The organism is Streptomyces sp. NPDC020192 (genome assembly GCF_044388685.1).
Lineage (GTDB): Bacteria > Actinomycetota > Actinomycetes > Streptomycetales > Streptomycetaceae > Streptomyces.
The window spans coordinates 266,901-289,067 of record NZ_JBIRXG010000005.1 but is presented as its reverse complement, the minus strand read 5'-3'; the positions used below and the strand labels follow the sequence as shown (position 1 = coordinate 289,067).

The window sequence follows — 22,167 nt, the reverse complement described above, 5'->3', positions numbered from 1 at the left end:
CACAGCAATGGCGAAGGCCCCTGGACTGTCCAGGGGCCTAGTGCTGATGGCAACTCGCTCACTCGTACTCGCGCAACAACTCCTCGATCTTGCGGTTGGCGATTTCTTGTCGGCCGTCGATGCACTTCGCGTAGCGGCTCAGCAGGACCTCGACGCTGTTGCCCGCACGCTCGGCGACCTCGGTCGGGTCGACGCCGGAGTTGAGCCAGGTCGACAGCGCCGAGTGCCGTAGGTCGTACGGACGCGCAGCGAGCGGGGAGGTGACCGCGGCCGGCGGGAGCGCCAGCGCACGGGCCTCCTGCCACACGCGGTAGTACGTGGACGAGCCGACCACTCCAGCGGCAACCTCACCACCTACCCGCCCGGCGACGGTTCGGAGTTGGCGCAGGCCGCCGTCCAGACTCTGGCTGTCAATCCGCAGCTGCCGCACCGCAATCCCGAGATGCTGCGCATGGCCTGGGAGATGCAGGCCGAAGCCCGTTCCGACTTCGTCGAACTGTTCGGCACCGACCTGCTCGTCCTGGACCCGGCAGAGGCGCAAGTCCGTTGCGGGAGTATCACCGTCACCGGCAGGAGAAGGCCCTCGCCGAACTTGACGACGAGGCCGCCGCGCGGGCGAGGAACAGCGGGCCCTCGGTTGACGAACTCAGCAGCCTGCCCGAAGAGCTTCTCGACTCGGACGACGTCGCTGTGATCTGTGACGAGACCGAAGGCATCTGCTACTACGCCGGCTTCGGCCCCCTCGACGCACTCTTCGCCGATCCCTCTCTGACCCGTAACCGCACCTACCTGACGCAGCTCCGGGAGTGCCTGAACGACGACTCCGTCTCCCCCATGGTCATCCGCCGCCTGGTCCAGCGGCATCCCGAGAACGCCGACGCCGTGTTCCGCACGCTCCTGCGCAGGCCCGCGTTCACCTGGGAGCGGGATGGGGAGGAACTGCTGCGCCGTCGCAAGAAGAGTCACTACACACACGAGCCCCTGCCAAGCATCACCCCCGTCGGCGCCCGCCTCGCGGAACTCCTGCGCGCGGAAAGGCACCACGGACGATGAGGCCCACCACCACAGCACTCGCCGCCATGGTCGCGGAGGCGATGGTCGATGCCTACGACGAGTACGAACAACTCGCCGCTCTCCATGCAGTCATCGAGGACCGCCTCGCCCTCCCGTTCGACACAGCCGTGCTCGGCGTCACCGTAACCGTCACCGCCGTCCGGCTCCGGTCCGGCAGCGGCATCGTCGCCCTGTGCAGACGCGGTCGACACCGTCAGGCGATCGGCCTTCTCGGCCTACCGCTGCCCGAACCCGCGCCTGAGGGGGGCCTGGGTGGAGGCGTACCGGCACTGGGCACCCTGAGCCGCGTACCCCATGCCTCACCGTCTCTCCGTTACTGCCAGGCGCGGACCAGATCTTCAGGCCCCCAGTGGGCCGCAAGCGGCAGACTGCCGGCCACACCGCTGCGGGACACCGCGACCAGCGGCGTGTCCGGCCCGGCACCGGGCACCGCGAGTACGTCCCGAGCCAGGGCGTCGTATTCGCGCCGGCCAAACGGCTGGGACTCCAGCCACTTGATGGAGCCGACGAAGTGCACTGCGCCCGCCACAGGTTCACGGTCGGTGCCGACCAGGTCGATCTCGGGGTTGTTCTGCCGGTTCCACCAGCCGCCGACCGCTTCAGTCTCCGGCCATCGCTCGTCGGGCAACAGCCGCAGCAGCGACTCGCGGATGAGCGGCTCGACCGCGCGCCCCCGCCAAGTGGTCCAGGACCGCTCGATGCGCTCCAGGGCAAGATCGCCCCGGCCGCGCTCGATGAGCGGGATACCCCGCTGCAGGAAGGCCAGCCAGAAACGGAGATACGGATCGGCGATGCGGTAGCGCTTGTTCTTGGTGTCGGCCTTCGCGGACAGCGGCAGGTCGGCCGCCAGAACCCGCTTGGCCTGCAGGGTGTTCAGCAGCGGGGACAGCGTGCCCGATGGCAGGGCACCTGTTCCCCCGGCCTGTGCAGCGATGGTGGAGAAGGTCCGCTCGCCGCTGCCCACCGCCTCCAGCACCGCCCGCGAGTGTGACGCCTCGGGGAACTCCCCCAGCAGCGACAGCTCGCCCGCCACCAGTAGCGGAGACAGCGGATTCGCCACCGCCTCGCGCAGGAAGTCGGCCCGGCCCACCCCTGGCCGCCACGACTGGACGATTTCCGGAAAGCCTCCCGTGATCAGCAGCGCGTCCACCGCGTCCGCCGCATCCAGCCCGGTCATGGCCTGCACATCGCCCAGGTGCAGCGGCCGTACGGTCATCTTCGCCGCCCGCCCGAAGAACGGGCGGCCGTACGACTGGAGCGCCTCCATCACCGACATGTCGCTGCCGACCAGGATGAGCAGAACCGGCTTGGCGGACAGGTGACGGTCCCAGACGGTCTGCAGAGCCCCCTCGAACTCCGCGTCCTGCTCAACCAACCACGGCACCTCGTCGATCACCGCGATGCTCGGAGCGTCGTCCGGAACCGCGACGGCCAGTGAGCGCAGCGCCTGATTCCAATCCGCGGCCTGCAGCCCGGCCACCAGCTCCGCCCCCGGTAGGGCGGACTGGGCGAGCGTCCCGGTGAAGTCCGCCCGCTCGGCCACGGCGTTGCGGCCCCGGGTCGCCTGGAAGACCACGTACGGAACCCGGGACCGGTCGCAGAACTCCTGAACCAGGCGAGACTTCCCCACCCGGCGCCGACCAGTCATGATCACAGCCCGCCCGCGGGTGGCGCCCGCGCCCTCGATCACCAGGCCCAGCTGTCGAGCCAGCAGATCCAGGTCAGCCACCCTCCCCTTGAATTCCACAGGCAGCACCCTCTCGACCGAAACGCAGTTTCGATATTACGTAGATGGAATCTACCTTAGATTCTAGCTTGCCTCCCATGTCAGCGTGAGCCTTGTCGAAAGACATGGGCGGGCGCGCCACACCGTCAACCCTTCCGAGTCCTGGGCAGATGCGCCGACATCGGCACCACCAGAGAATCCCCGCAGGTCACACGCCGTCCGGCACGACCAGCTTGCGGCTCCTGCCAGGACCCGGCCCTGCGGTCAAGCGACGCCCCGAGCGCCCCGCCGGGGGCACTCGCCGAGGATCAGCAGATATCACGCGCTGACCAGGCGGATGCCGATAGAAGAGGGCGAAGGCGCGCAGCGGTCCTTCCGGCCTCTCCGCCTATGTCGCCGCCGCCGTCGCCCGCCAGATCGAGCGCGACAACCTCAACGAACTCATCGCCGTCACCGAGGCCGAGCACGGGCCCGTCACGGACGAGGAGGTTCAGGCGCTGCGGGACCAGCTGCACCAGGCGCGCCGGGAGCGGGCGCAGGGCGGGGCGGACGCGTGAGCCGCTCCCCCGCCGTCCCCGGCGGCGTGCTCGTCCTGGACAGTGAGGGACTGGCCAAGGCCGTCCTGCGCGACCGCGCGGTCACCGCCTGGCTCGCCCTCGCCCGCGCCGATGACCTACGGGTGATCACCTCCGCCGCCACCCTGGTGGAAGTCGTCCACCCCCGGATCAACCGCCCGGCCCTCGAATGGACCCTGTCCCGGCTCGTCGTCGAACCGGTCTCCGAGCCCGTCGCCCGCCACGCTGCCGCCCTCCTCGCCGACGCCGGCCTCCACGGCCACAGGCACGCCATCGACGCCATACTCGCCGCGACCGCCCTCGCCGCCCCCGGCCCGGTCACGATCCTCACCTCCGGTCCCGAGGACCTCACCGCGCTGTGCGGCGGTCGCGTCACCGTCATCAAGGTCTGACCGACCAGCCGTCACGATCCCGTGCGGTCATGTGCCGGCTGTGAGCAGGAATGAACTGGGACTCTGTCGTGGGGCGGGACGGGCGAGGACGGGACGAGATCGCATGGTGACGGCACAACCGGTTCGCTGGCGCAGGCCGGCGGTGCTCGTGGCGCTGATGTTGGCCGCCTTCACCTTCAATACCGCGGAGAACCTGCCGATCGGGCTTCTGGAGCTCATCTCCGAGGGCTTACGGGTGTCCCTGTCGGCGGTCGGCTACCTGATCACCGGTTACGGCGTGACGGTCGCCGTGGTGTCCCTGCCGTTGGCCCACGTCACTCGGGCCGTGCCGCGGCGTCATGTGCTGACCGGGCTGCTGGCCGCGCTCGTCGTGTCCAGTCTGGTGTCGGCGTTGGCCACCTCCTACTGGATGCTGCTCGCCGCCCGGCTGCTGACCGCGCTCGCCCAGGCTCTGTTCTGGGCGGTGACGGGGCCGGTCGCGGTGGGCCTGTTCCCGCCCGAGGTGCGCGGGCGGGTGGTCGGGGCGCTGTCCGTCGCGGGTTCGCTCGCCCTGGTGCTCGGTGTTCCCGCCGGGACCTGGCTGGGCCAGCAGAGCGACTGGCCGGTGCCGCTCGCGGTCCTGGCGGGTCTGGGCCTCGTCTCTCTCGTGACGATCGCCGTGCTGCTGCCGACCTCGCGTCCGGAGGAGGGGCACGCCGCCCACGGGACCGCTCCCGACGCCCGCCGGTTCGGGATCGTGCTGGCGACCACGACCCTGTCCGCCACCGGGGCGTTCGCGGGATACACGTACATCGTGAGGTTCCTGGGCGAGGTGAGCGGGTTCTCCCCGGGCACGGTCAGCGCGCTGCTGGCGGTCTCCGGTGTCTCGGGCGTGGTCGGGGTGAGCATCACCGGGGCGCTGCTGGACCGCCACCCGCGCGGGGCCCTCGCGACCGCCGTGGCCGCCCAGGCGGCGGGGCTGCTCGGCCTGTACACGGCCGGCTCCGCTCCGGTGGCGGCGGTGGCGTTCCTGGCGCTGCTGGGCGGTTCGCTCGGGCCCGTGTTCATGGCCACCCAGAACGAGATGCTGCGCTGTGCACCGGGCCGCACGGAGATGGCCCTCGCGGCCAACTCCGGTGCCTACAACGCCGGTATCGCGGCGGGCGCCGCGCTCGGGGGACTGTTCCTGCCGCTCGCCGGGGTGCGTGGCATCTTCCTCGTGGGCGGGCTGCTGACCATCGGGGCCTGCGCGGTCCTGCTCGGCGGACGGCGGCTGCCGCCTTCGGTAAGGACGGCACAGGCCCGCCGCCCGGACACGGCGGCGCAGGACGGTTTCGTCGAGCGCGGCTGACGCCGGCGGTCTGATCGATGGACGACGATCAGCCGCCGCCGGGGTGACCCGTCACCGGAACGTCACCGCTCTCAGCCCCGGTACGAGGCTGCGCAGGTGCATGGTCGGGGACAGGCCCAGTTCGGTGTGGAGGCGGCGGGCGTAGCGTTCGAAGTCTCGCAGGGCCTCGGACGGGTTGCCTTCGGCCAGGTGGGCCCGGATGAGGCATGACTGGCTGCTCTCGCGCAGGGCGTCGGCGCGGATCGCGGCGTGGGCGGCGGCGACCGCGTCGGCGTAGCGGCCGGCCGCGGTGAAGGCTTCGGCGAGCCTTTCCAGGGCGTGTATGCGCAGCTGACGCCAGTCCTCCGCGCGCAGCATGGCCCAGTCGTCGTACCAGCCGGGCAGCAGGTCCAGTGAGAGCTCCTCGATCGCGTCGGGGGGCATCTGCCAGGCCGTCTCCGCCGGGCCCTGGAGTATCCGGTGGGCCAGCTGTCTGCCCTGGTGGAGGTCCACGCTCACGTCGCGGGCGAGGCCGACCTCGCCCGGTCCCACGTCGAGTGCCAGCCTGCCCATGTCGTGCAGGCGGGACAGGGCGGATCTGAGGCTGGCGTGGGCGCGGCACTCGGGAGCGTCCGGCCACAGGGTGCCGGCGATCAGGCCCCGGGGCACGGCCGCCCGGCAGCACAGCGCGACGAACGCCAGCAACCGTTCCGAGCCGGACGGGAGCTGCACCGGCTGGTCGTCGACCATCAGGGCGAAGCCGCCCAGCACGACGAGATGCGCCGCCTCGGCCTCCACCCCGGCCAGACCACACGTTCCGTCGGGCCAGGTCACGGCGGAACGTCGCACGTCCTCCGCCGGGGCTGCCGCCCCGGCCGCACCGCGGCCGGCCACCTTCTGTATCGCCATCGCCGCAATCGAACTCCTCGGCGGTACACGTCTACGTCTCCATTTTGCGGCGCCGAGCCCGGCCTGTCGAAATATGCCATGGGCATCAGGGTCCTCATCCCCGTGACGCACGAGGTCGCGTCGCGGTCACGCCACCGTCACGCCCGCCGCCCGATAGTTGGCGACGTGGTCCATGCCCATTCACCTTCCACGTTCCGCAGGACTGGAGGAGTCATGCCGAACATCAAAATCCAAGTGACCAACGAGAGCACGGTCCTGAGCGACGGCGAGGTCGCGGCCGTGGTACCGGCCCTGCAGAAGCAGGTCACCGAACACTTCGCCCCGGCCTGGGGAACCGACGCCCAACTGTCGTACGTGTCCAGCGACAAGCTCTCCGAGGACTCCTGGTGGCTGGTGGTGCTGGACAACTCCGACCAGGCCGGCGCCCTGGGCTACCACGACCTCACCACGAACTTCATGCCGCTCGGCAAGGTGTTCGCGGGCACCGACATACAGTTCGGCGAGCAGTGGACCGTAACGGCCAGTCACGAACTCCTCGAGATGCTCGCGGACCCCGACATCAACCGCGTGGTGTTCGACCAGCCGACCGCGACCACCGGCAAGCTGTACGCCCTCGAGGTCGCCGACGCCTGCGAGGCCGACGCCAACGCCTACGACATCGATGGCACGCTGGTGAGCGACTTCGTCTTCCCGGCCTGGTTCGAGCCGAACCGGCCCGCCAACGGGACGCGGTTCGACTACCGCGAGCACATCAAGAACCCCCTCGAACTCCTGCCCGGTGGCTACATCGGCGTCTTCGACGTCACGAAGGGCACCGGATGGCAGCAGGTGACCGCCGAGGTGGTCGCGGCCCGCTACGCCGACCGGCCGCGTGTCGGCAGCCGGCGTGAGCGTCGTACGACACCGCGGGACCAGTGGCTGCCGAGCCGCGGGCGGCAGTGATGTCGGACGGCAACCAGCTCTCGGCCATGCGGCACCTCGTGGTGCTCATGCTGGAGAACCGCTCGTTCGACCATCTGCTCGGCTTCCTCTACACCGACCAGGGCAACGTCTCCGCCTCCGGTCAGCCCTACGAAGGGCTGACCGGCACGGAGTCCAACCCCGACAATCAGGGCCAGCCCGTCAAGGTCAGCCGCATCCAACCGACCGATCCGCACGCCTACTTCACGCCGGGCGCGAATCCGGGCGAGGGCTACCGGCCGACCAACGCACAGCTCTTCGGCTCGCTCACCCCGCCGTCACCGCCGACGGCGACCATGAACGGCTTCGTCACGAACTTCGCCGACACCCTGGTCCTGCGGGCCCAGCAGGTGAAACGGAACCCGCCCGGCCACCGGCCGACGATCATCCCGGGCACCACCGACGCCGACATCATGCGCTGCCACACGCCCGCGAGTCTGCCCGTCCTGTCCGCCCTGGCCGGCGGCTACGCCGTCTGCGACCACTGGTTCAGCCCGGCGCCGACCGAGACGATGCCGAACCGCGCGTTCGCCTGCGCCGGCACCAGCCAGGGCCACATGGACGACCACACCCACACCTTCACCTGCCCGAGCATCTTCGGCCTGCTCAGCGGGCAAGGCATCGACTGGAAGGTGTACGGCAACGTCAATGACCCTCTGACCAGGGGAAACTTCCCCGACATCCACAGCGCCACCGCCGACCACTTCGGCGTGTTCACCGACTTCCAGACCGCTGCCGGAGCGGGAGCACTGCCCGCCTTCACCTTCCTCGAGCCCAGCTGGGAGGCCACCGGCAGCAGCGAACACCCGGTCAACGACGTGGCCAAGGGCGAACGGTTCATCCAGCAGGTGTACCGCGCCCTGCGCGACAGCCCGGCCTGGGACAGCACGCTCCTGATCATCACCTACGACGAACACGGCGGGTGCTACGACCACGTCCCGCCCCCGGCCACGGCCACCGCGCCCGGGGACGGTACCGCGGGCGAGTTCGGCTTCGACTTCGGCCGCTTCGGTGTCCGGGTGCCGACCGTGCTGGTGTCCCCGCTGATCGACCGGGGCATCGTGTTCCGCGCCGCCGGCAACGCGACTCCGCTGGATCACACCAGCATCCTCAAGACCCTCGAAGAGCGCTGGTCGCTGCCCGCGCTCACCCGGCGGGACGCCGCGGCCACGGGCCTCGGAGACGTGCTCACCCTCACCACGCCCCGCACCGACGACGTCCTCGCGAACGTGACCGCGCCCGCGCCGGCGGCGGTCGACCCGAACGCCGGCGAGATCTCCCACCTCCAGCAGATCCACGCCGACCTCGTCGCCCGCCAGCTCGTCCCGGGCCCGCACGACCTGTACCGGCCGCTCCCCGCCGAGCCGACACCCGAGGCGTACGACGCGTTCATCCGCGCCCACACCGAGTGAGGTTCAGGAGGTCAGCGAGGACGCGGGCGCGATCGCCCTCAAGCCGACCGTTTGCGGGACGCCGCCTTCTTCGTCGTCGTCTTCTTCGCCGTGGACTTGGCCGTCGTCTTCTTCGCCGCGGACTTGGCCGCCGTCTTCTTGGCGGCAGCCGTCTTCTTCGGTGCCGCCGTCTTTCTCGGCAGCCGCCGCACCTCGGCCTCGCCCCCGGCAGGGACCTCGCCGCGTGATTCCCTCGCCGCCCGGACGCTGTTCTCCAGGGCTGCCATCAGGTCGAGGACCTTGCCGGCGGCCGGGGCGGGAGCCTCCGGTGGGGCCTCGCCGGAGGCCTTCGCGGCGATGACCTCCTCCAGGGCCGTCCGGTACTCGTCGTGCAGGTCCGCCAGGTCCACCTCGCCGAGGGTGTCCATCAGGGCGTCGGCGAGGTCCAGCTCCTTGTCGCGGATGGTGACCTCGACCTCGGGGGCCACCCCCTGCGGCGCGCGTACCTCGTCCGGCCAGAGCAGACCGTGCATGGCGATGGCGTCGTCGACCACCCGCAGCATGCCGAGCCGTTCGCGGCCGCGCAGGGCGTACTTCGCGATGGCGACCTTGTTGCTGCGTTTCAGGGCCTCCCGGAGCAGGGTGTACGGCTTCGCCGCCGGGGCTCCGCTCGCCGCCAGGTAGTACGCCGCGTCCATCTGGAGCGGGTCGATGCGGTCGGCCGGTACGAAGGCCACGATCTCGATCGTGCGGGCGGTAGGGATGGGCAGGTGGGAGAGGTCCTCGTCGCTGATCGGGATGATCGTGCCGTCCGCGTCCTCGTACCCCTTGCCGATCTCCGCGCCGCTGACCTCCCGCTCCTCCAGTTCGCAGAACTTGCGGTAGCGGATGCGGCCGCCGTCCTCGGTGTGGATCTGGCGGAAGGAGATCGTGTGGCTCTCCGTGGCGTTCACCAGCTTGATCGGGATGCTGACCAGACCGAAGGAGATCGCGCCGTTCCATATCGACCGCACGTGCCGCACCCGCCCTTCCGGTACGAATTGCGATTGTTTCAACCATTTATCTGGGATTGTCATCCTATGACGCCTATCACGGAGGTGGAGGGGCGGCGGGTCGCGCTCAGCAACCTGGAGAAGGTGCTGTATCCGCAGACCGGCTTCACCAAGGCGGAGCTGGTGCACTACTACGCGACCAGCGCCGACGTACTGCTGCCGCATCTGCGCGACCGGGCCGTGTCGTTCCTGCGCTATCCGGACGGTCCGGAGGGGCAGTTGTTCTTCACCAAGAACGTGCCGCCGGGTACGCCCGAGTGGGTCACCACCGCCGAGGTCACGCGGTCGGAGGGGCCGGCCCGGATGGTCGTCGTACAGGATCTGGCCAGTCTCGTCTGGGCGGCGAATCTCGTCACCGAGTTCCATACGCATCAGTGGCTGGTACGGGACCCCGAGCAGGCCGACCGGCTGGTCTTCGACCTCGACCCCGGGCCGCCGGCGACCGTCGTCCACTGCTGCGAGGTGGCCCTGTGGCTGCGGGAGCGGCTCGCGGCGGACGGGATCGAGGCGTGTGCGAAGACGGCCGGGTCGAAGGGGCTGCATCTGCTGGCGGCCGTGCGCGGGGGGTCGCCCGACGACGCGAGCGCGTACGCCAAAGAGCTGGCCGTCGAGGCCGAGCGGGCGATGCCCCGGCTGGTGGTGCACCGGATGACCAAGAGCCTGCGGCCCGGGAAGGTGTTCGTCGACTGGAGCCAGAACGCCGCGCGCAAGACCACGGCCACGCCCTACACCCTGCGCGCCCGCCCGTTCCCCCTCGTGTCCGCTCCGGTCACCTGGGAGGAGGTCGCGGACTGCCGCAGCCCCGGGCAGCTGGAGTTCCAGGCCGGCGACATGGCCCCGCGCCTCCAGGACCACGGGGACCTCATGGCTCCCCTGCTGGACGCCGGCACGGCCGCCCCGCTGCCCCGCTGAGCCCCTACACCCTCGCCCATGTGTTCCGGTCCCGTGCCATCCCGTGCAGGGCCTCCACGTCCGCCGGCTTCAGCACCCCGCCCAGCCGGGCCAGGTCGGCCAGGTCGGTGTCCTGCAGGATCCGTACCGCGCGCGGCTGGGCGGTCACCGTCACCTCGGCGGGCCCCGCCAGGGCCAGGACCGGGCGGACCTCGGCGGTCAGGGCGTAGGAGGCGCGGTCGGCGTCCGCGCGCAGCCGGCGCAGCAGCGGCTCGGCCTCGCGGCGGCCCACGGTGACCATCGGGTCGGCGACCAGGATGCGGGTCTTGCGGGCGTACAGCGCGTGGACGGCGAACAGGCCGCCGGGGCCGAGCAGCAGATGGTGGATGCGGTCGCCGCCGGGCAGCGCTATGGAGTGCAGGGTGTGCCAGCCGGCGCCCTCCAGGGCGTCCAGGGCCTGGCCGACGGTCTGCTCGGCGCTCAGGGCGCGGCGGCGCGGGTCGGGGCGCAGCCGGTGGGCGTGGCCGGGGTCGCGGTCGAGGGCGACGAGGAGGGCCTCGCCGGGGCGGTTGGGGGCCAGGTCGTCGTCCGGGTGCAGGGTCAGCCGGGCCAGTTCCGCGGGGGTCGGGACCGGGGGCGGGCCCACGGTCACCGGGCCGGTGAGGAAGGGCTTCAGGGCCTGGAGTACGTCGTCCCTGCTGTCCTCGCCGAGCAGGTTCACCCGGCCCGCCTCCCGGTCGTACCAGGCGACGTTGCTGCCGTCCGGGCGGCAGACGTACAGCCGTTCGTGTCCGTGCCGATAGGCCGGCACCACGCGCAGTGCGTTCATGCGCCATCACCCCTCGACCATGGGAACAGGCGGGGTGCTCCCGGGGCAAGACCGGTTACCTTGGAGGACGGCCCTGCGAGGGGGAGTTGGGGAGGCGCCGTTGCGGATCCGCGGAAGGCAGCCCGACGTACCGCCGCCGGAGCGCCCGTGGAACGAGATCGTGCCCGGTCTGTGGATGGGCGGGCACGAGTTCCAGGGCCGTTCCGGGCGGGTGGAGTCCGCCGTCGTACGGGACGAGTTCGATGTGGTGCAGACGCTGCTGCGACTGCCGGGGTACGGGCCCGATCCGGGCGTCGAGCACCATGTGTGGCCCATTCCGGACGGGCCGCTGGACGGCACGCAGCTCGCCGGGGTGATGCGGCTGGCCCGGGCGGTGAACGAGGCGCTGGATGCCGGGCGCCGGGTGCTCGTGCGCTGTTACCACGGGTACAACCGGTCGGGCCTGGTCATCGCCCATGCCCTGGTCCAGCGCGGCCACGCCACCGCCGACGAGGCGATCCAGCTGATCCGGGCCCGGCGCTCGGCGTGGGCGCTGCACAACGAGCTGTTCGTGGAGTACCTGCGCGCGGGACTGCCGACCGTCCGGCTGCTGGAGGAACTGGCCGAGTAGCCTCTCTCCCAGCGCCGCCACCGGGGGCGCAAAAAGCACTTCCCGATCAAACTACGAAAAATACGAAACTACGAACAAACGAAACTGCGAATAAGGTGTACGGGATCCCGAACAGACCCCGCAGCCTCAGGAGCCCCGTGCCAGCCCGCCGTCCCGTGCGCACCGCCCTCACCGTGGCCGCCGTGGCCCTGCTGTCGCTGACGGCCGCGGGCTGTGGCGACCGGGGCGGACTGCGGGCCGCCGGGCCGACCCCGACCGCGGTCAGTCCCGCCAAGCTCTGGCCCGACCTCCGGCCGGCGTCCAGCCCGGCCTACCCCTACGCCGTGGCGACCAGGTCGGTCGTCAAGGGCGTCAAGGTCCCCAAGGACGACATCCGCAAGGTGGACCTGGTGGCCGTGGTCGAGGCGGAGATCAAGGCGGAGCCGGACGACTACGGCTCGAAGGGGGCGTACCACGCGACCGTGGACCGGCTGAAGGACTGCCGGTCCGGCGGCGACAAGGCGCGCTGCCCGCTGCTGACGCCGTACTACCGCGACCTGACGGGCGACGGCCGCAACGACCTCACGCTCGGCTTCCGGCTCTACCCGACCAACCAGACGGCGGTACGGGTCTACACCGTCGAGAAGCACCGTCTGGTGCAGGTGCTGGCCGACAACGACGCGATCCTCGGGGTGGAGCTGGCCGGGCGCTCGCTGATCGAGCGCTCCCCGGCGGACGTCTCCGGCTACGAGTACCGCACGACCTGGGTGTGGGACCCGGGGCAGCGGTCGATGGTGTTCTCCCGCGACGAGTACCTCCACACCGGTGACGGCCGCAAGGCCCAGAAGCCGTCCCCCTCCCCCTCCCCCTCCTCGTCTCCCTCGGCGGGCACCCGGTGAAGCCCGGTCTGCCGCGGTGGGCCGGGGCGCTCGCCGTGAAGGCGGCCGTGTTCATCACGGTGATGTGCTGTGCGCTGGCCGCGCTGCTCGGTGTGCTGGTGCATGTCTCGGTGACCGACCAGACCGTCGACCAGGCCCGTGACCAGGCCCTGTCCCGCCTCGCCGACGCCACCGAGGAGTACGAGGCCGGGGACGCGCTGCCGCCGGGCACCGGGGTCGACCCCGAGGGGCTGCCGCCCGCGCTGCGGAGGCTGGCGGTGTCCGGCCGGCGCGGCACGATCGTCTCCACGCACAGGGGGCACCCGACCATGTGGGCGGCGGGCCCGACGACCGGGCGCCGGGCGCTGGCCGTGGAGATCGACTACTCCCAGCAGGCCCGCACCATCACCGGGCTCGACAACTCGATCCTGTGGTCGTCGGGGCTCGCGATCGGGGCGACCGTGCTGGTCGGCGTGTTCGCGGTGACCCGGGTGACCCGGCGGCTGCACGCCACCGCGCGCGTGGCCCGGCGGATCAGCACGGGCGACCTGGACGCGCGCGTGGACGATCCGCTGACCAAGGACCCGTCCCGGCCGCAGGACGAGGTGGCCGCGGTCGCGGCGGCCCTGGACACCATGGCCTCCACGCTGCAGAGCAAGCTGCTGAGCGAGCAGCGGTTCACCGCGGACGTGGCGCACGAGCTGCGCACCCCGCTGACCGGGCTGCACGCGGCGGCGGAGCTGCTCCCTCCGGGGCGGCCGACGGAGCTGGTGCGGGACCGGGTGGCGGCGCTGCGCACGCTCACCGAGGACCTGCTGGAGATCTCCCGGCTCGACACCCGCCGGGAGAAGCTGGACGTGGGCACCGAGGAGCTGGGGGCGCTGGCCCGGCGGGTGGTGCGGGCGTCGGGCACCGACACGGAGGTGCGGATCGTCCGGGGCGCGCGCGTGGAGACCGACCGGCGGCGGCTGGAGCGGGTGCTGGGGAATCTGGTGGCCAACGCGCACAAGCACGGTGACCCTCCGGTGGTTTTGACGGTGGACGGGCCTGTCGTGACCGTGCGGGATCACGGGAGTGGCTATCCGCGGTATCTGGTGGCGCACGGTCCGCAGCGGTTTCGCACGGAGGGTGGGGCGACCGGACACGGGTTGGGGCTGACCATCGCGGTGGGGCAGGCGGAGGTGCTGTGCGCGCGGCTGACGTTCGCCAATGCCGTTGACGGCGGGGCCATTGCCACGCTGATCTTGCCTGTGGCTGAGGAGCGGTAGAGCTCGGGGCTGACTGTCGTCCTCGGAGTGCGGGTCCGGTGTGGTTGCTCGCGCAGTTCCCCGCGCCCCTTTGGGGCGCGTCCCCAGCCGGCAAGACGCCCTGTTTGGGTAGGTTCCGGGCATGACCAAGGCCGCAACCACCCGGGCGGCGGCGCAGACTCCCGCACCCGCCGTACGCCTCCCCCGGCGCCGTGGCATCGAACTCGCCCTGATCGTGCTGGCCGTCCTGCTGTCCGTGCACGGCTACTGCGCGGTCGGGCTCGCGCGGACCGGCACCGTCCCGCCCGGCGCCGCCGGTTACGGCGCCGGGCTCGGGGTGCTCGCCCTGTGCGCGCATCTCGCCGTACGGCTGCGGGCGCCGTACGCCGATCCGCTGCTGCTGCCGATCGGGGTGCTGCTCAACGGGCTCGGCCTGGTCCTGATCTACCGGCTGGACCTGGAGACACCGGGCGACCGGGCGGCTCCCGCCCAGCTGGTGTGGTCCACCCTGGGCGTGGCGCTGTTCATCGCCGTCGTGCTGGTGCTGCGCGACCACCGGGTGCTCCAGCGGTACGCGTACGTGTGCGTGGCCGCCGCGCTCGGCCTGCTCGCGCTGCCGATCCTCTTCCCGGCCGTCAACGGCGCCCGCATCTGGATCCGGATCGCCGGATTCTCCATCCAGCCGGGCGAGTTCGCGAAGGTGCTGCTCGCGGTGTTCTTCGCCGCCTATCTCGCCGCCAACCGCAACGCGCTCGCGTACACCGGCCGCCGGCTGTGGAAGCTGCAGTTCCCGACCGGGCGGGTGCTCGGCCCGATCGTCACCATCTGGCTGCTGAGCGTCGGTGTCCTGGTCCTGGAGCGGGACCTGGGCACCTCGCTGCTGTTCTTCGGGCTGTTCGTGGTCCTGCTGTACGTCGCCACGGGACGCACCGGCTGGATCGCGGTCGGGCTGCTGCTGGCGGTACTGGGCGCCTATGTCGTCGGCCGGTTCGAGCCGCATGTGGGCGGGCGGATCGAGGACTGGCTGCATCCGTTCCACACGATCGACGCCGGGATCGGCCCCAACCAGCTCTCCCAGTCGCTGTTCGCGTTCGCGGCCGGCGGGGTGCTCGGCACCGGGCTCGGGCTCGGGCACTCGGTGCTGATCGGCTTCGCCGTGAAGTCGGACTTCATCCTGGCCACGGCGGGCGAGGAGCTGGGGCTCGCCGGGCTCGCCGCGATCGTCCTGCTGTACGCGCTGCTGGTGGAGCGCGGCTTCCGGGCGGGCCTCGCCCTGCGCGAGCCGTTCGGCCGGCTCCTCGCCGTAGGGCTCGCCGCGCTCCTCGCCCTCCAGGTGTTCGTGATCGCGGGCGGGGTGACCGGGCTGATCCCGCTGACCGGCATGGCGATGCCGTTCCTCGCCCAGGGCGGCTCCTCGGTGGTCACCAACTGGGCGATCGTGGCCCTGCTGATCCGGGTGAGCGACTCGGCGCGCAGCCAGTACGACGGGCGGGAGGCCCCGTGACCGACCACGGCGACTACGGCGGCTTTCCCGAGGGCGGGCGGCCCATGGCCCGCTACATCCGGCACGCGTGCGCGTTCTGCGCACTGCTGCTCGCGGCCCTGCTGGGCAACGCGGCCCGGGTGCAGGTGGTGGAGTCCGGGACGTACGACCGCAACCCGGCCAACCGCCGTGCCACGATCGCCCGTTACGGCCAGCCACGCGGTGACATCCTGGTCGGCGACGAGCCGGTCACCGGGTCCACCGACACCGGCGAGCAGCTGCGCTACGAACGGGCTTACAAGGACGGCCCGTTGTACGCCCCGGTGACCGGCTTCGCCTCGCAGGCGTACGGCACCACCTTCCTGGAGCACGCCGGGGACAGCGTGCTCTCCGGCACCGATCCGCTGCTGGCGCCGCTGCCGCTGTGGAACGACATGACACGCAGGCCCAACCCGGCCGGAAACGTCGTCACGACCCTGAACCGGCAGGCGCAGGAGGCGGCGTACCGGGGGCTCGCCGGACGCAAGGGCGCGGTCGCCGCGATCGAACCGGCCACGGGCCGCGTCCTGGCCCTGGTGTCGAGCCCGTCGTACGACCCCGCGCAGCTGTCCGGCAACGGGGAGGCGGTGACCTCGGCGTGGGAGCGGCTCAACCACGACCCGGAGAAGCCGATGCTCAACCGGGCGGTACGGCAGACCTATCCGCCGGGCTCGACGTTCAAGGTGGTCACCGCGGCGGCGGCGCTGGACGCGGGCGTGGTCACCGACCTGGACGCGCCCACCGACTCCCCCGACCCCTACTGGCTGCCGGGCACCACGACCCGGCTCACCAACGAGGCCGACAGCTGCGGGGACGCCTCGCTGCGGACGGCCTTCGAGTGGTCCTGCAACACGGTGTTCGCCAAGCTCGGCGTGGACGTCGGGGTGCGGGACATGGTGGGCATGGCGCAGGCCTTCGGGTTCAACGACACCGGGCTGCGCATCCCCTTCTCCGCCTCGCCCAGCACCTTCGACCCGCATGTGGACAGGGCGCAGCTGGCGCTGTCCTCGATCGGGCAGTACAACACGCGGGCCACCCCGCTGCAGATGGCGATGGTCGCGGCCGCCGTCGCCGACGGGGGTCTGCTGCGGCCCCCCTACCTGGTGGAACGGACCACCCGGCACAGCGGGGAGACGGTCGCCGGGAGCGGGGCGCATCCGGTACGGCAGGTGATGAACCCTTCGACGGCGGTACGCCTGAAGGAGCTGATGACGGACGTGGTCCGGGAGGGCACCGGCACCCGAGCAACCATCCCCGGCGCGATCGTCGGCGGCAAGACCGGCACCGCGCAGCACGGCGTCGGCAACTCCGGTGTGCCGTACGCCTGGTTCGTCTCCTGGGCGCAGGCGGAGGGCGCCCTGGAGCCGCAGGTGGCGGTCGCGGTGGTGGTGGAGGACGCCTCGGCGGACCGGGGCGAGATCAGCGGCGGCGGGGACGCGGCACCGATCGCGCGGGATGTGATGCGGGCGGTTCTCGGGTGGTGAGACGGGGGGTACCGGCGGTCCGTGGACCCGACCTACCGTTCGGTCATGACGCAGACTTCCGCCGCGCACGAACTCGCCCAGGTCAACATCGCCCGCCTCAAGTTCCCTTTGGACTCGCCCCAGTTGCGGTACTTCGTCGACGCGCTCGACCCGGTGAACGCGGTGGCGGACGCCGCGGACGGGTTCGTGTGGCGCTTGCAGAGCGACTCCGGCAACGCCACCGACGTTCCGGTCCTCGGTGACGAGTGGCTGATCATCAACATGTCGACGTGGCGGGACACGAACGCGCTGACGGCGTTCATGTACCAGGGGCAGCACCGGGAGTTGCTGGCCCGGCGCCGGGAGTGGTTCGAGAAGCTCGAGGAGGCGACGGCCGTGCTGTGGTGGGTGCCGGCCGGCCACCGCCCGACGGTCGCCGAGGCGGAGGACCGGCTGCTGCACCTGAGGGCGCACGGCGCGACGCCGTACGCCTTCACGCTGCGGACGTCGTTCCCGGCGCCGGAGCAGACCGAGGTGGTCAGCTGATCGGCTTGATCATCTCCGAGCGGACCTGGAGGGTGAGCTTCGCGTACATCGCGAGGTCCACGTCGGACGGGTCCTGCTTGGCCGTCTTGGCGTTGATCGACGCGACGCCGGCCCCCGTGTTGCCGTCGCTCCAGGCGCACACGGGGTAGGTCACGGTCTCGCCGAGCTTCTTCTGTGTCAGCACCTCACAGGTGACCGTGGGCGAGCCGCTCTCAGGGAAGTCCTTCGGGGCCACTGCCACCGTCACGCCGTCCGCCTCGGAGGCGCCCTTCAGCATGTTGCCGCGGGCCTCATCGGTGTTCTTGAACCGGCCGTACATGCCCGACACCACCAGGGCGCCCTGGGTCGTGTCACCACCCGCGCCGTAGGAAGCGACCACGGCGTGGACGTCCTTGGCGTCCCAGGCGCCGTCGGCCTCGTCCTCGATCTTCTTGCCCTCGGTGTCGGAGAGGTCCCGGGCGAGCTGGTACTTCCCGTCGAGCAGCGTCTTCGGCAGGGTGAGCTTGTTCTTCGCCGCCGGGAAGCCGCTGCTGACCACCGCCCCGAGCAGCACGAGCCCCACGACGACCAGCGTGACCACGCCGCCCACGATCCCGAGGATCAGCCCGACCCGGCGCTTCTTCGGCGGCGCCATGGGCGGCACACCCCAGGCCGGGTAGGGCTGCTGCTGGGGGTAGGGCTGCGGTGGGTACGGCTGTTGCTGTTGCGGGTACGGGGAGCCGTACGGGCCGGGGGCGGCCTGCGGCGGCTGACCGTACGGCGGTTGCACGCCGTAGGCGCCGTAGGGCGGTTGCTGCCCGTACGGCTGCTGCGGCTGCTGCGGTGGCGGAGGCATGGACACGCCAGCACGCTACTCCACCTGGGTGAACTCCCCGCCACCACCTGACTGCTCAGCCCTCGGCGACCCCCGCCTCGACGGCCTCCTCCACCTCCGCCACCCGCTCCCGCTCCTCGGCGGCGAAGCGCTCCGCGTCCAACTGGTCGGCCAGTTCCTCGTCCTGGGCCATGAGCAGGTCCAGACTGGCGTCACCCATGTCGAAGACGCCCATGTCCAGGTAGGCCTGCTGGAGCCGTTTGCCCCACAGGCCGATGTCCTTGACACAGGGCACGATGCGGCTGAACAGCAGCTTGCGGAACAGCTGGAGGAACTCGGAGCGCTCGCTCAGCACCTCCGCCTCGGCCGTGGGGATGCCGAAGTTCTCCAGCACCTCCACCCCCCGCAGCCGGTCGCGCATCAGATAGCAGCCCTCGATGACGAACTCCTCGCGCTCACGCAGTTCGGCGTCGGTGAGCTGCTTGTAGTAGTCGCGCAGCGCCATCCGGCCGAAGGCCACGTGCCGGGCCTCGTCCTGCATGACGTACGTCAGGATCTGCTTGGGCAGCGGCTTGTTCGTGGTGTCCCGGATCATCCCGAAGGCGGCCAGCGCGAGGCCCTCGATGAGCACCTGCATACCGAGGTAGGGCATGTCCCAGCGGCTGTCCCGGAGCGTGTCACCGAGAAGCGCCTGCAGATTGTCGTTGATGGGATAGACGAGCCCGATTTTCTCATGCAGGAACCGGCCGTATATCTCGGCGTGCCGGGCCTCGTCCATGGTCTGGGTCGCGGAGTAGAACTTGGCGTCCAGGTCGGGCACCGACTCCACGATCCGCGCCGCACAGATCATCGCGCCCTGCTCGCCGTGCAGGAACTGGCTGAACTGCCAGGAGGCGAAGTGCCGGCGCAGCTCGCCCTTGTCCTTGTCGGTCATCTTGTCCCAGTACGGCGTGCCGTACAGGGTCATGGACTCCTCCGGGGTGCCGAGCGCGTCGTACGGGTCGACCTCCAGGTCCCAGTCGATGCGCTTCTGCCCGTCCCACTGCTTGTCCTTGCCCTTCTGGTACAGGGCGAGCAGGCGGTCGCGGCCGTCGTCGTACTCCCAGTTGAACCGGGCGGCACCGCTCGCGGGCACCTGCCAGGGGGAGTCTCCCGGGTCGTTGGCGTACAGGTCTTGGGTCGGCATACACGGCAGGCTCACACGTAGACGCGCAGTCAACAAGTCATGTGCGAGGGATTGACGGCCTTGCTGACAGGCAGTCTCATAAGGGGCAAGGACGACGTACCCCCGGTAACGAGGTGAGGGAGCCATGACGACGCTGACGGAAGCGGACGCGCTGGACGGACTGCGCGACGCGCTCGGCCTGCTCAAGGACCGGGAAGAGGTGGCCGAACGGCTGCTCGTCTCCTCCGCCAGGCACTCCTTCGATCCGGACAAGGAGCTGGACTGGGACGCCCCCTTCGAGGAGGGCAAGTGGTTCTGGCCGCCGGAGCTGGTGTCGCTGTACGACACGCCGATGTGGAAGCGGATGAGCGAGGAGCAGCGGATCCTGCTCTCCCAGCACGAGGCGGCGGCGCTGGCCTCGCTCGGCATCTGGTTCGAGCTGATCCTCATGCAGCTGCTGGTCCGGCACATCTACGACAAGGCGGCGACGAGCGCGCACGTCCGCTACGCGCTGACCGAGATCGAGGACGAGTGCCGGCACTCGAAGATGTTCGCCCGGCTGATCTCGCACGGGGGGACCCCGTGGTATCCGGTGGCTCGTGCGCACCACAACCTTGGGCGGCTGTTCAAGACGATCTCGACCACGCCGGGTTCCTTCACGGCAACTCTGCTGGGTGAGGAGGTCCTGGACTGGATGCAGCGGCTGACGTTCCCGGACGAGCGGGTGCAGCCGCTGATCCGGGGTGTCACGCGCATCCACGTGGTCGAGGAGGCCCGCCACGTCCGCTACGCCCGCGAGGAACTGCGCCGCCAGATGCTGACCGCCCCCAGGTGGTCCCAGGAGTTCACCCGGGTCACCTCGGGCGAGTTCGCCCGGGTGTTCTCGGTCGCGTTCGTGAACCCCGAGGTGTACACGAACGTCGGCCTCGACAAGCGGGAGGCGATGGCCCAGGTGAAGGCGAGCGGGCACCGGCGGGAGGTCATGCAGACGGGGGCGAAGCGGCTGACGGACTTCCTCGACGACATCGGGGTGCTGCGGGGTGTGGGGCGGCGGCTGTGGAGGTCGTCGGGGCTGCTGCCGTAGGGCGAACGGTTCAGAATCCGATGGCTTCGCGGAGCAGCAGGACGGTGCCGCGCCCCGGGTACGGTTCCGCGTTGAGGACGAGAAGGCGGTTGACGGCGCTGGGCCACCCGTGGACCGCCTGGGTGCGGGCGCTTTCCAGTGGGAGGCAGTGCTCTTCGACGCGGCGCAGCGCGGTGGGCAGGTCGGGTACCACCTTCTGCGCCCCGACGATCCAGATCGCGTGGGCGGCGCCGCCGGCGTAGCCGGGCAACTGGCTTCCGCTGCCCGAGGCGACCACGAGGGAGCCGGTTTCGGTGACCGCGTGGACGCTGCCCACGATGACGTCAGGGCCGGCGCACAGCCTGCGCATCTCGTCCCTCTGGGTGGCGCGGTCCATGGCCAGGACGCGTGGCTTGATGGCCTGGTACCGCCCGCCGGCGTTGATGTCCTTGTCGATGCCGGACAGGCGGAGGGTCTCGCTGGCCCCGGTGAACACGCCGGCACCCTCCGGTATCAGGTCTTTGACGCGGGTACGCGCGGCGGCGGCGTCGTCGAGGATCTCCACGGTGAAGCCGTGTGCGGTCAGCGCGGTGGCCGCCCGCTCCAGGCGCTGCGACGGCGCCGGGTCGGCGAACGGTGTTGCCGGCAGTGAGGTAGTCATGATGTCTCTGAGCTTCCTGTTCGCTGGATGCTGTGTCCGTCTCAGCAGTTCGACAACTCAGCCCCGCGGAATGTGAGGCCGGTGCGTCGCCTCACGTTCCGGGGGGCTGTCTTGTCGAACTGGTGAGGGCAGATGCGACCGAGGGAGCCGTCGGCACCATGACCACCCCATCCCGGCCAGGACAGGGCCGGCCCGATCCGGGCCTCGACACGATCATGAGCGAGCGCCGTCAGCTGATCAATCTCGCGTACCGGCTCCTGGGCTCACTGGCCGAGGCCGAGGATGCCGTCCAGGAGACGTACACCCGCTGGTACGCCATGTCCCGGCAGCAGCAGGACGCCATCGAGTCCCCCGGTGCCTGGCTGACGACGGTCGCCAGCCGCGTCTGCCTCAACCTGCTCGGCTCGGCACGGGCCCGGCGGGAGACCTACGTGGGCGAATGGATCCCCGAGCCGCTGCCCGAGCGTACGGAGTGGATCAGCGGGCGGCCGGGCGGCACCACGGTCGACCCGGCCGACCGGGTCACCCTGGACGAGTCGGTCAACCTGGCCTTCCTGGTCATGCTCGAATCGATGACCCCGGCCGAGCGCATCGCGTTCATCCTGCACGATGTCTTCCGCTACTCCTTTGCCGAAGTCGCCGAGATCGTGGGCCGTACCCCGGCGGCATGCCGCCAGCTGGCCTCCTCGGCCCGCCGCCGCATCCGGGCCTCGCGGCCTTCCGCGACTCCGGCGGCCCAACGCGTCGGCGTCGTCAGGGACTTCAAGCAGGCATGGGAAGCCAAGGACATCGATGCCCTCATCGGCCTGCTCGACCCCGACGCCACGGCGATCGCCGACGGCGGCGGCCTCGTCACCGCCTTCCTGCACCCCATCGAAGGCGGCGAGCAGATCGCGCACGCCTGGGTCGACCTCGCCCGCCGGAGGCCCGGCGACATGACGTTCCTGGAACGCACGGTCAACGGTCAGCCCGGTCTGGTGGCCGAGCAGGACGGCGCCATCGTGACGGTGTTCGCGTTCGAGGTCGCGGGCGACCGCATCAAGCACATCTGGGTGGTACGCAACCCGGAGAAACTCCGTCACTGGACAACGGGCTGAGGCGGGTGGGAACG

The 22,167-nt window shown here is 70.9% G+C and carries 21 protein-coding genes and 2 pseudogenes; 15 read left to right on the top strand and 8 right to left on the bottom strand.

Features of this window, described 5'->3' with window-relative positions; genetic code table 11:
- Nucleotides 1-58 precede the first annotated feature (58 nt).
- Nucleotides 59-340, bottom strand: a pseudogene (locus ACH47Z_RS13160) (site-specific integrase); the annotation flags it as partial.
- A gap of 206 nt (nt 341-546) precedes the next feature.
- On the opposite strand from ACH47Z_RS13160, the gene ACH47Z_RS13155 reads away from it, so the two are divergent.
- Nucleotides 547-1,053, top strand: coding sequence for a hypothetical protein (locus tag ACH47Z_RS13155; protein ID WP_399073307.1), 507 nt, complete (start codon nt 547-549; stop codon nt 1,051-1,053).
- A 334-nt stretch (nt 1,054-1,387) separates the two neighbouring features.
- On the opposite strand, the gene ACH47Z_RS13150 is transcribed toward ACH47Z_RS13155, so the two are convergent.
- Nucleotides 1,388-2,821 carry an ATP-binding protein gene (locus ACH47Z_RS13150; protein ID WP_399073306.1) on the bottom strand — a complete coding sequence of 478 codons (1,434 nt, stop codon included), beginning with the start codon at nt 2,819-2,821 and terminating at the stop codon, nt 1,388-1,390.
- Nucleotides 2,822-3,153: 332 nt separating this feature from the next.
- Here ACH47Z_RS13150 and ACH47Z_RS13145 point away from each other — a divergent pair.
- The 3 genes and pseudogenes from ACH47Z_RS13145 to ACH47Z_RS13135 form a co-directional block, all read left to right on the top strand.
- Nucleotides 3,154-3,357: pseudogene (locus ACH47Z_RS13145) on the top strand (CopG family transcriptional regulator); the annotation flags it as partial.
- Complete coding sequence (locus ACH47Z_RS13140; protein ID WP_399073305.1) at nt 3,354-3,767, top strand: DNA-binding protein; 414 nt, start codon at nt 3,354-3,356, stop codon at nt 3,765-3,767. The pseudogene ACH47Z_RS13145 and the gene ACH47Z_RS13140, both read left to right, overlap by 4 nt.
- A 103-nt stretch (nt 3,768-3,870) precedes the next feature.
- Entirely contained in the window at nt 3,871-5,097 is a 1,227-nt protein-coding gene (locus ACH47Z_RS13135; RefSeq protein ID WP_399073304.1) for an MFS transporter, read from the top strand.
- Nucleotides 5,098-5,148: 51 nt separating this feature from the next.
- Here ACH47Z_RS13135 and ACH47Z_RS13130 read toward each other — a convergent pair whose 3' ends face one another.
- Complete coding sequence (locus ACH47Z_RS13130; protein ID WP_399073303.1) at nt 5,149-5,985, bottom strand: BTAD domain-containing putative transcriptional regulator; 837 nt, start codon at nt 5,983-5,985, stop codon at nt 5,149-5,151.
- A 213-nt stretch (nt 5,986-6,198) separates the two neighbouring features.
- Between ACH47Z_RS13130 and ACH47Z_RS13125 the strand changes: the two genes are divergently transcribed.
- Entirely contained in the window at nt 6,199-6,927 is a 729-nt protein-coding gene (locus ACH47Z_RS13125) for a hypothetical protein (RefSeq protein WP_399073302.1), read from the top strand.
- A complete protein-coding gene (locus tag ACH47Z_RS13120) occupies nt 6,927-8,357 on the top strand; it encodes an alkaline phosphatase family protein (protein ID WP_399073301.1) in 1,431 nt (476 codons plus the stop codon). The genes ACH47Z_RS13125 and ACH47Z_RS13120 overlap by 1 nt, the downstream gene beginning before the upstream one ends.
- Nucleotides 8,358-8,395: 38 nt before the next feature.
- On the opposite strand, the gene ACH47Z_RS13115 is transcribed toward ACH47Z_RS13120, so the two are convergent.
- Nucleotides 8,396-9,349, bottom strand: coding sequence for a Ku protein (locus tag ACH47Z_RS13115; protein WP_399073300.1), 954 nt, complete (start codon nt 9,347-9,349; stop codon nt 8,396-8,398).
- Nucleotides 9,350-9,415: 66 nt separating this feature from the next.
- On the opposite strand from ACH47Z_RS13115, the gene ligD reads away from it, so the two are divergent.
- A complete protein-coding gene (ligD, locus tag ACH47Z_RS13110) occupies nt 9,416-10,300 on the top strand; it encodes a non-homologous end-joining DNA ligase (RefSeq protein ID WP_399073299.1) in 885 nt (294 codons plus the stop codon).
- Nucleotides 10,301-10,304: 4 nt separating this feature from the next.
- Here the strand turns inward: ligD and ACH47Z_RS13105 are convergent, their stop codons facing one another.
- Complete coding sequence (locus tag ACH47Z_RS13105) at nt 10,305-11,108, bottom strand: nuclease-related domain-containing protein (protein ID WP_399073298.1); 804 nt, start codon at nt 11,106-11,108, stop codon at nt 10,305-10,307.
- Between the two features lie 100 nt (nt 11,109-11,208).
- Here ACH47Z_RS13105 and ACH47Z_RS13100 point away from each other — a divergent pair, with 100 nt between their 5' ends.
- The 6 genes from ACH47Z_RS13100 (at nt 11,209) to ACH47Z_RS13075 (ending at nt 17,353) form a co-directional block, all read left to right on the top strand.
- Nucleotides 11,209-11,718 (top strand): dual specificity protein phosphatase family protein, encoded by a 510-nt coding sequence (locus ACH47Z_RS13100; RefSeq protein ID WP_399073297.1) that lies wholly within the window; start codon nt 11,209-11,211, stop codon nt 11,716-11,718.
- Between the two features lie 137 nt (nt 11,719-11,855).
- Complete coding sequence (locus tag ACH47Z_RS13095; RefSeq protein ID WP_399073296.1) at nt 11,856-12,596, top strand: hypothetical protein; 741 nt, start codon at nt 11,856-11,858, stop codon at nt 12,594-12,596.
- 62 nt (nt 12,597-12,658) lie between these two features.
- On the top strand, nt 12,659-13,843 hold the full coding sequence (locus tag ACH47Z_RS13090; RefSeq protein ID WP_399073411.1) for an ATP-binding protein: 1,185 nt from the start codon (nt 12,659-12,661) through the stop codon (nt 13,841-13,843).
- A 121-nt stretch (nt 13,844-13,964) separates the two neighbouring features.
- Nucleotides 13,965-15,326 carry an FtsW/RodA/SpoVE family cell cycle protein gene (locus ACH47Z_RS13085; protein ID WP_399073295.1) on the top strand — a complete coding sequence of 454 codons (1,362 nt, stop codon included), beginning with the start codon at nt 13,965-13,967 and terminating at the stop codon, nt 15,324-15,326.
- Nucleotides 15,327-15,370: 44 nt separating this feature from the next.
- On the top strand, nt 15,371-16,828 hold the full coding sequence (locus ACH47Z_RS13080) for a penicillin-binding transpeptidase domain-containing protein (protein ID WP_399073410.1): 1,458 nt from the start codon (nt 15,371-15,373) through the stop codon (nt 16,826-16,828).
- 45 nt (nt 16,829-16,873) lie between these two features.
- Nucleotides 16,874-17,353, top strand: coding sequence for a DUF3291 domain-containing protein (locus ACH47Z_RS13075; protein ID WP_399073294.1), 480 nt, complete (start codon nt 16,874-16,876; stop codon nt 17,351-17,353).
- On the opposite strand, the gene ACH47Z_RS13070 is transcribed toward ACH47Z_RS13075, so the two are convergent.
- Both ACH47Z_RS13070 and ACH47Z_RS13065 read right to left on the bottom strand, forming a co-directional pair.
- Entirely contained in the window at nt 17,346-18,188 is an 843-nt protein-coding gene (locus ACH47Z_RS13070; protein ID WP_399073409.1) for a hypothetical protein, read from the bottom strand. The two genes, ACH47Z_RS13075 and ACH47Z_RS13070, sit on opposite strands and share 8 nt — an antisense overlap.
- A gap of 55 nt (nt 18,189-18,243) precedes the next feature.
- A complete protein-coding gene (locus ACH47Z_RS13065) occupies nt 18,244-19,353 on the bottom strand; it encodes a ferritin-like domain-containing protein (RefSeq protein WP_399073293.1) in 1,110 nt (369 codons plus the stop codon).
- A 124-nt stretch (nt 19,354-19,477) separates the two neighbouring features.
- Between ACH47Z_RS13065 and ACH47Z_RS13060 the strand changes: the two genes are divergently transcribed.
- Nucleotides 19,478-20,416, top strand: coding sequence for a diiron oxygenase (locus ACH47Z_RS13060; RefSeq protein WP_399073292.1), 939 nt, complete (start codon nt 19,478-19,480; stop codon nt 20,414-20,416).
- Between the two features lie 10 nt (nt 20,417-20,426).
- Here ACH47Z_RS13060 and ACH47Z_RS13055 read toward each other — a convergent pair whose 3' ends face one another.
- Nucleotides 20,427-21,056, bottom strand: coding sequence for an LUD domain-containing protein (locus ACH47Z_RS13055; RefSeq protein WP_399073291.1), 630 nt, complete (start codon nt 21,054-21,056; stop codon nt 20,427-20,429).
- A 158-nt stretch (nt 21,057-21,214) separates the two neighbouring features.
- On the opposite strand from ACH47Z_RS13055, the gene sigJ reads away from it, so the two are divergent.
- The gene (gene sigJ / locus ACH47Z_RS13050; protein WP_399073290.1) at nt 21,215-22,153 is read left to right on the top strand and encodes an RNA polymerase sigma factor SigJ; all 939 of its coding nucleotides are present in this window, start codon (nt 21,215-21,217) and stop codon (nt 22,151-22,153) included.
- Nucleotides 22,154-22,167: the final 14 nt, after the last annotated feature.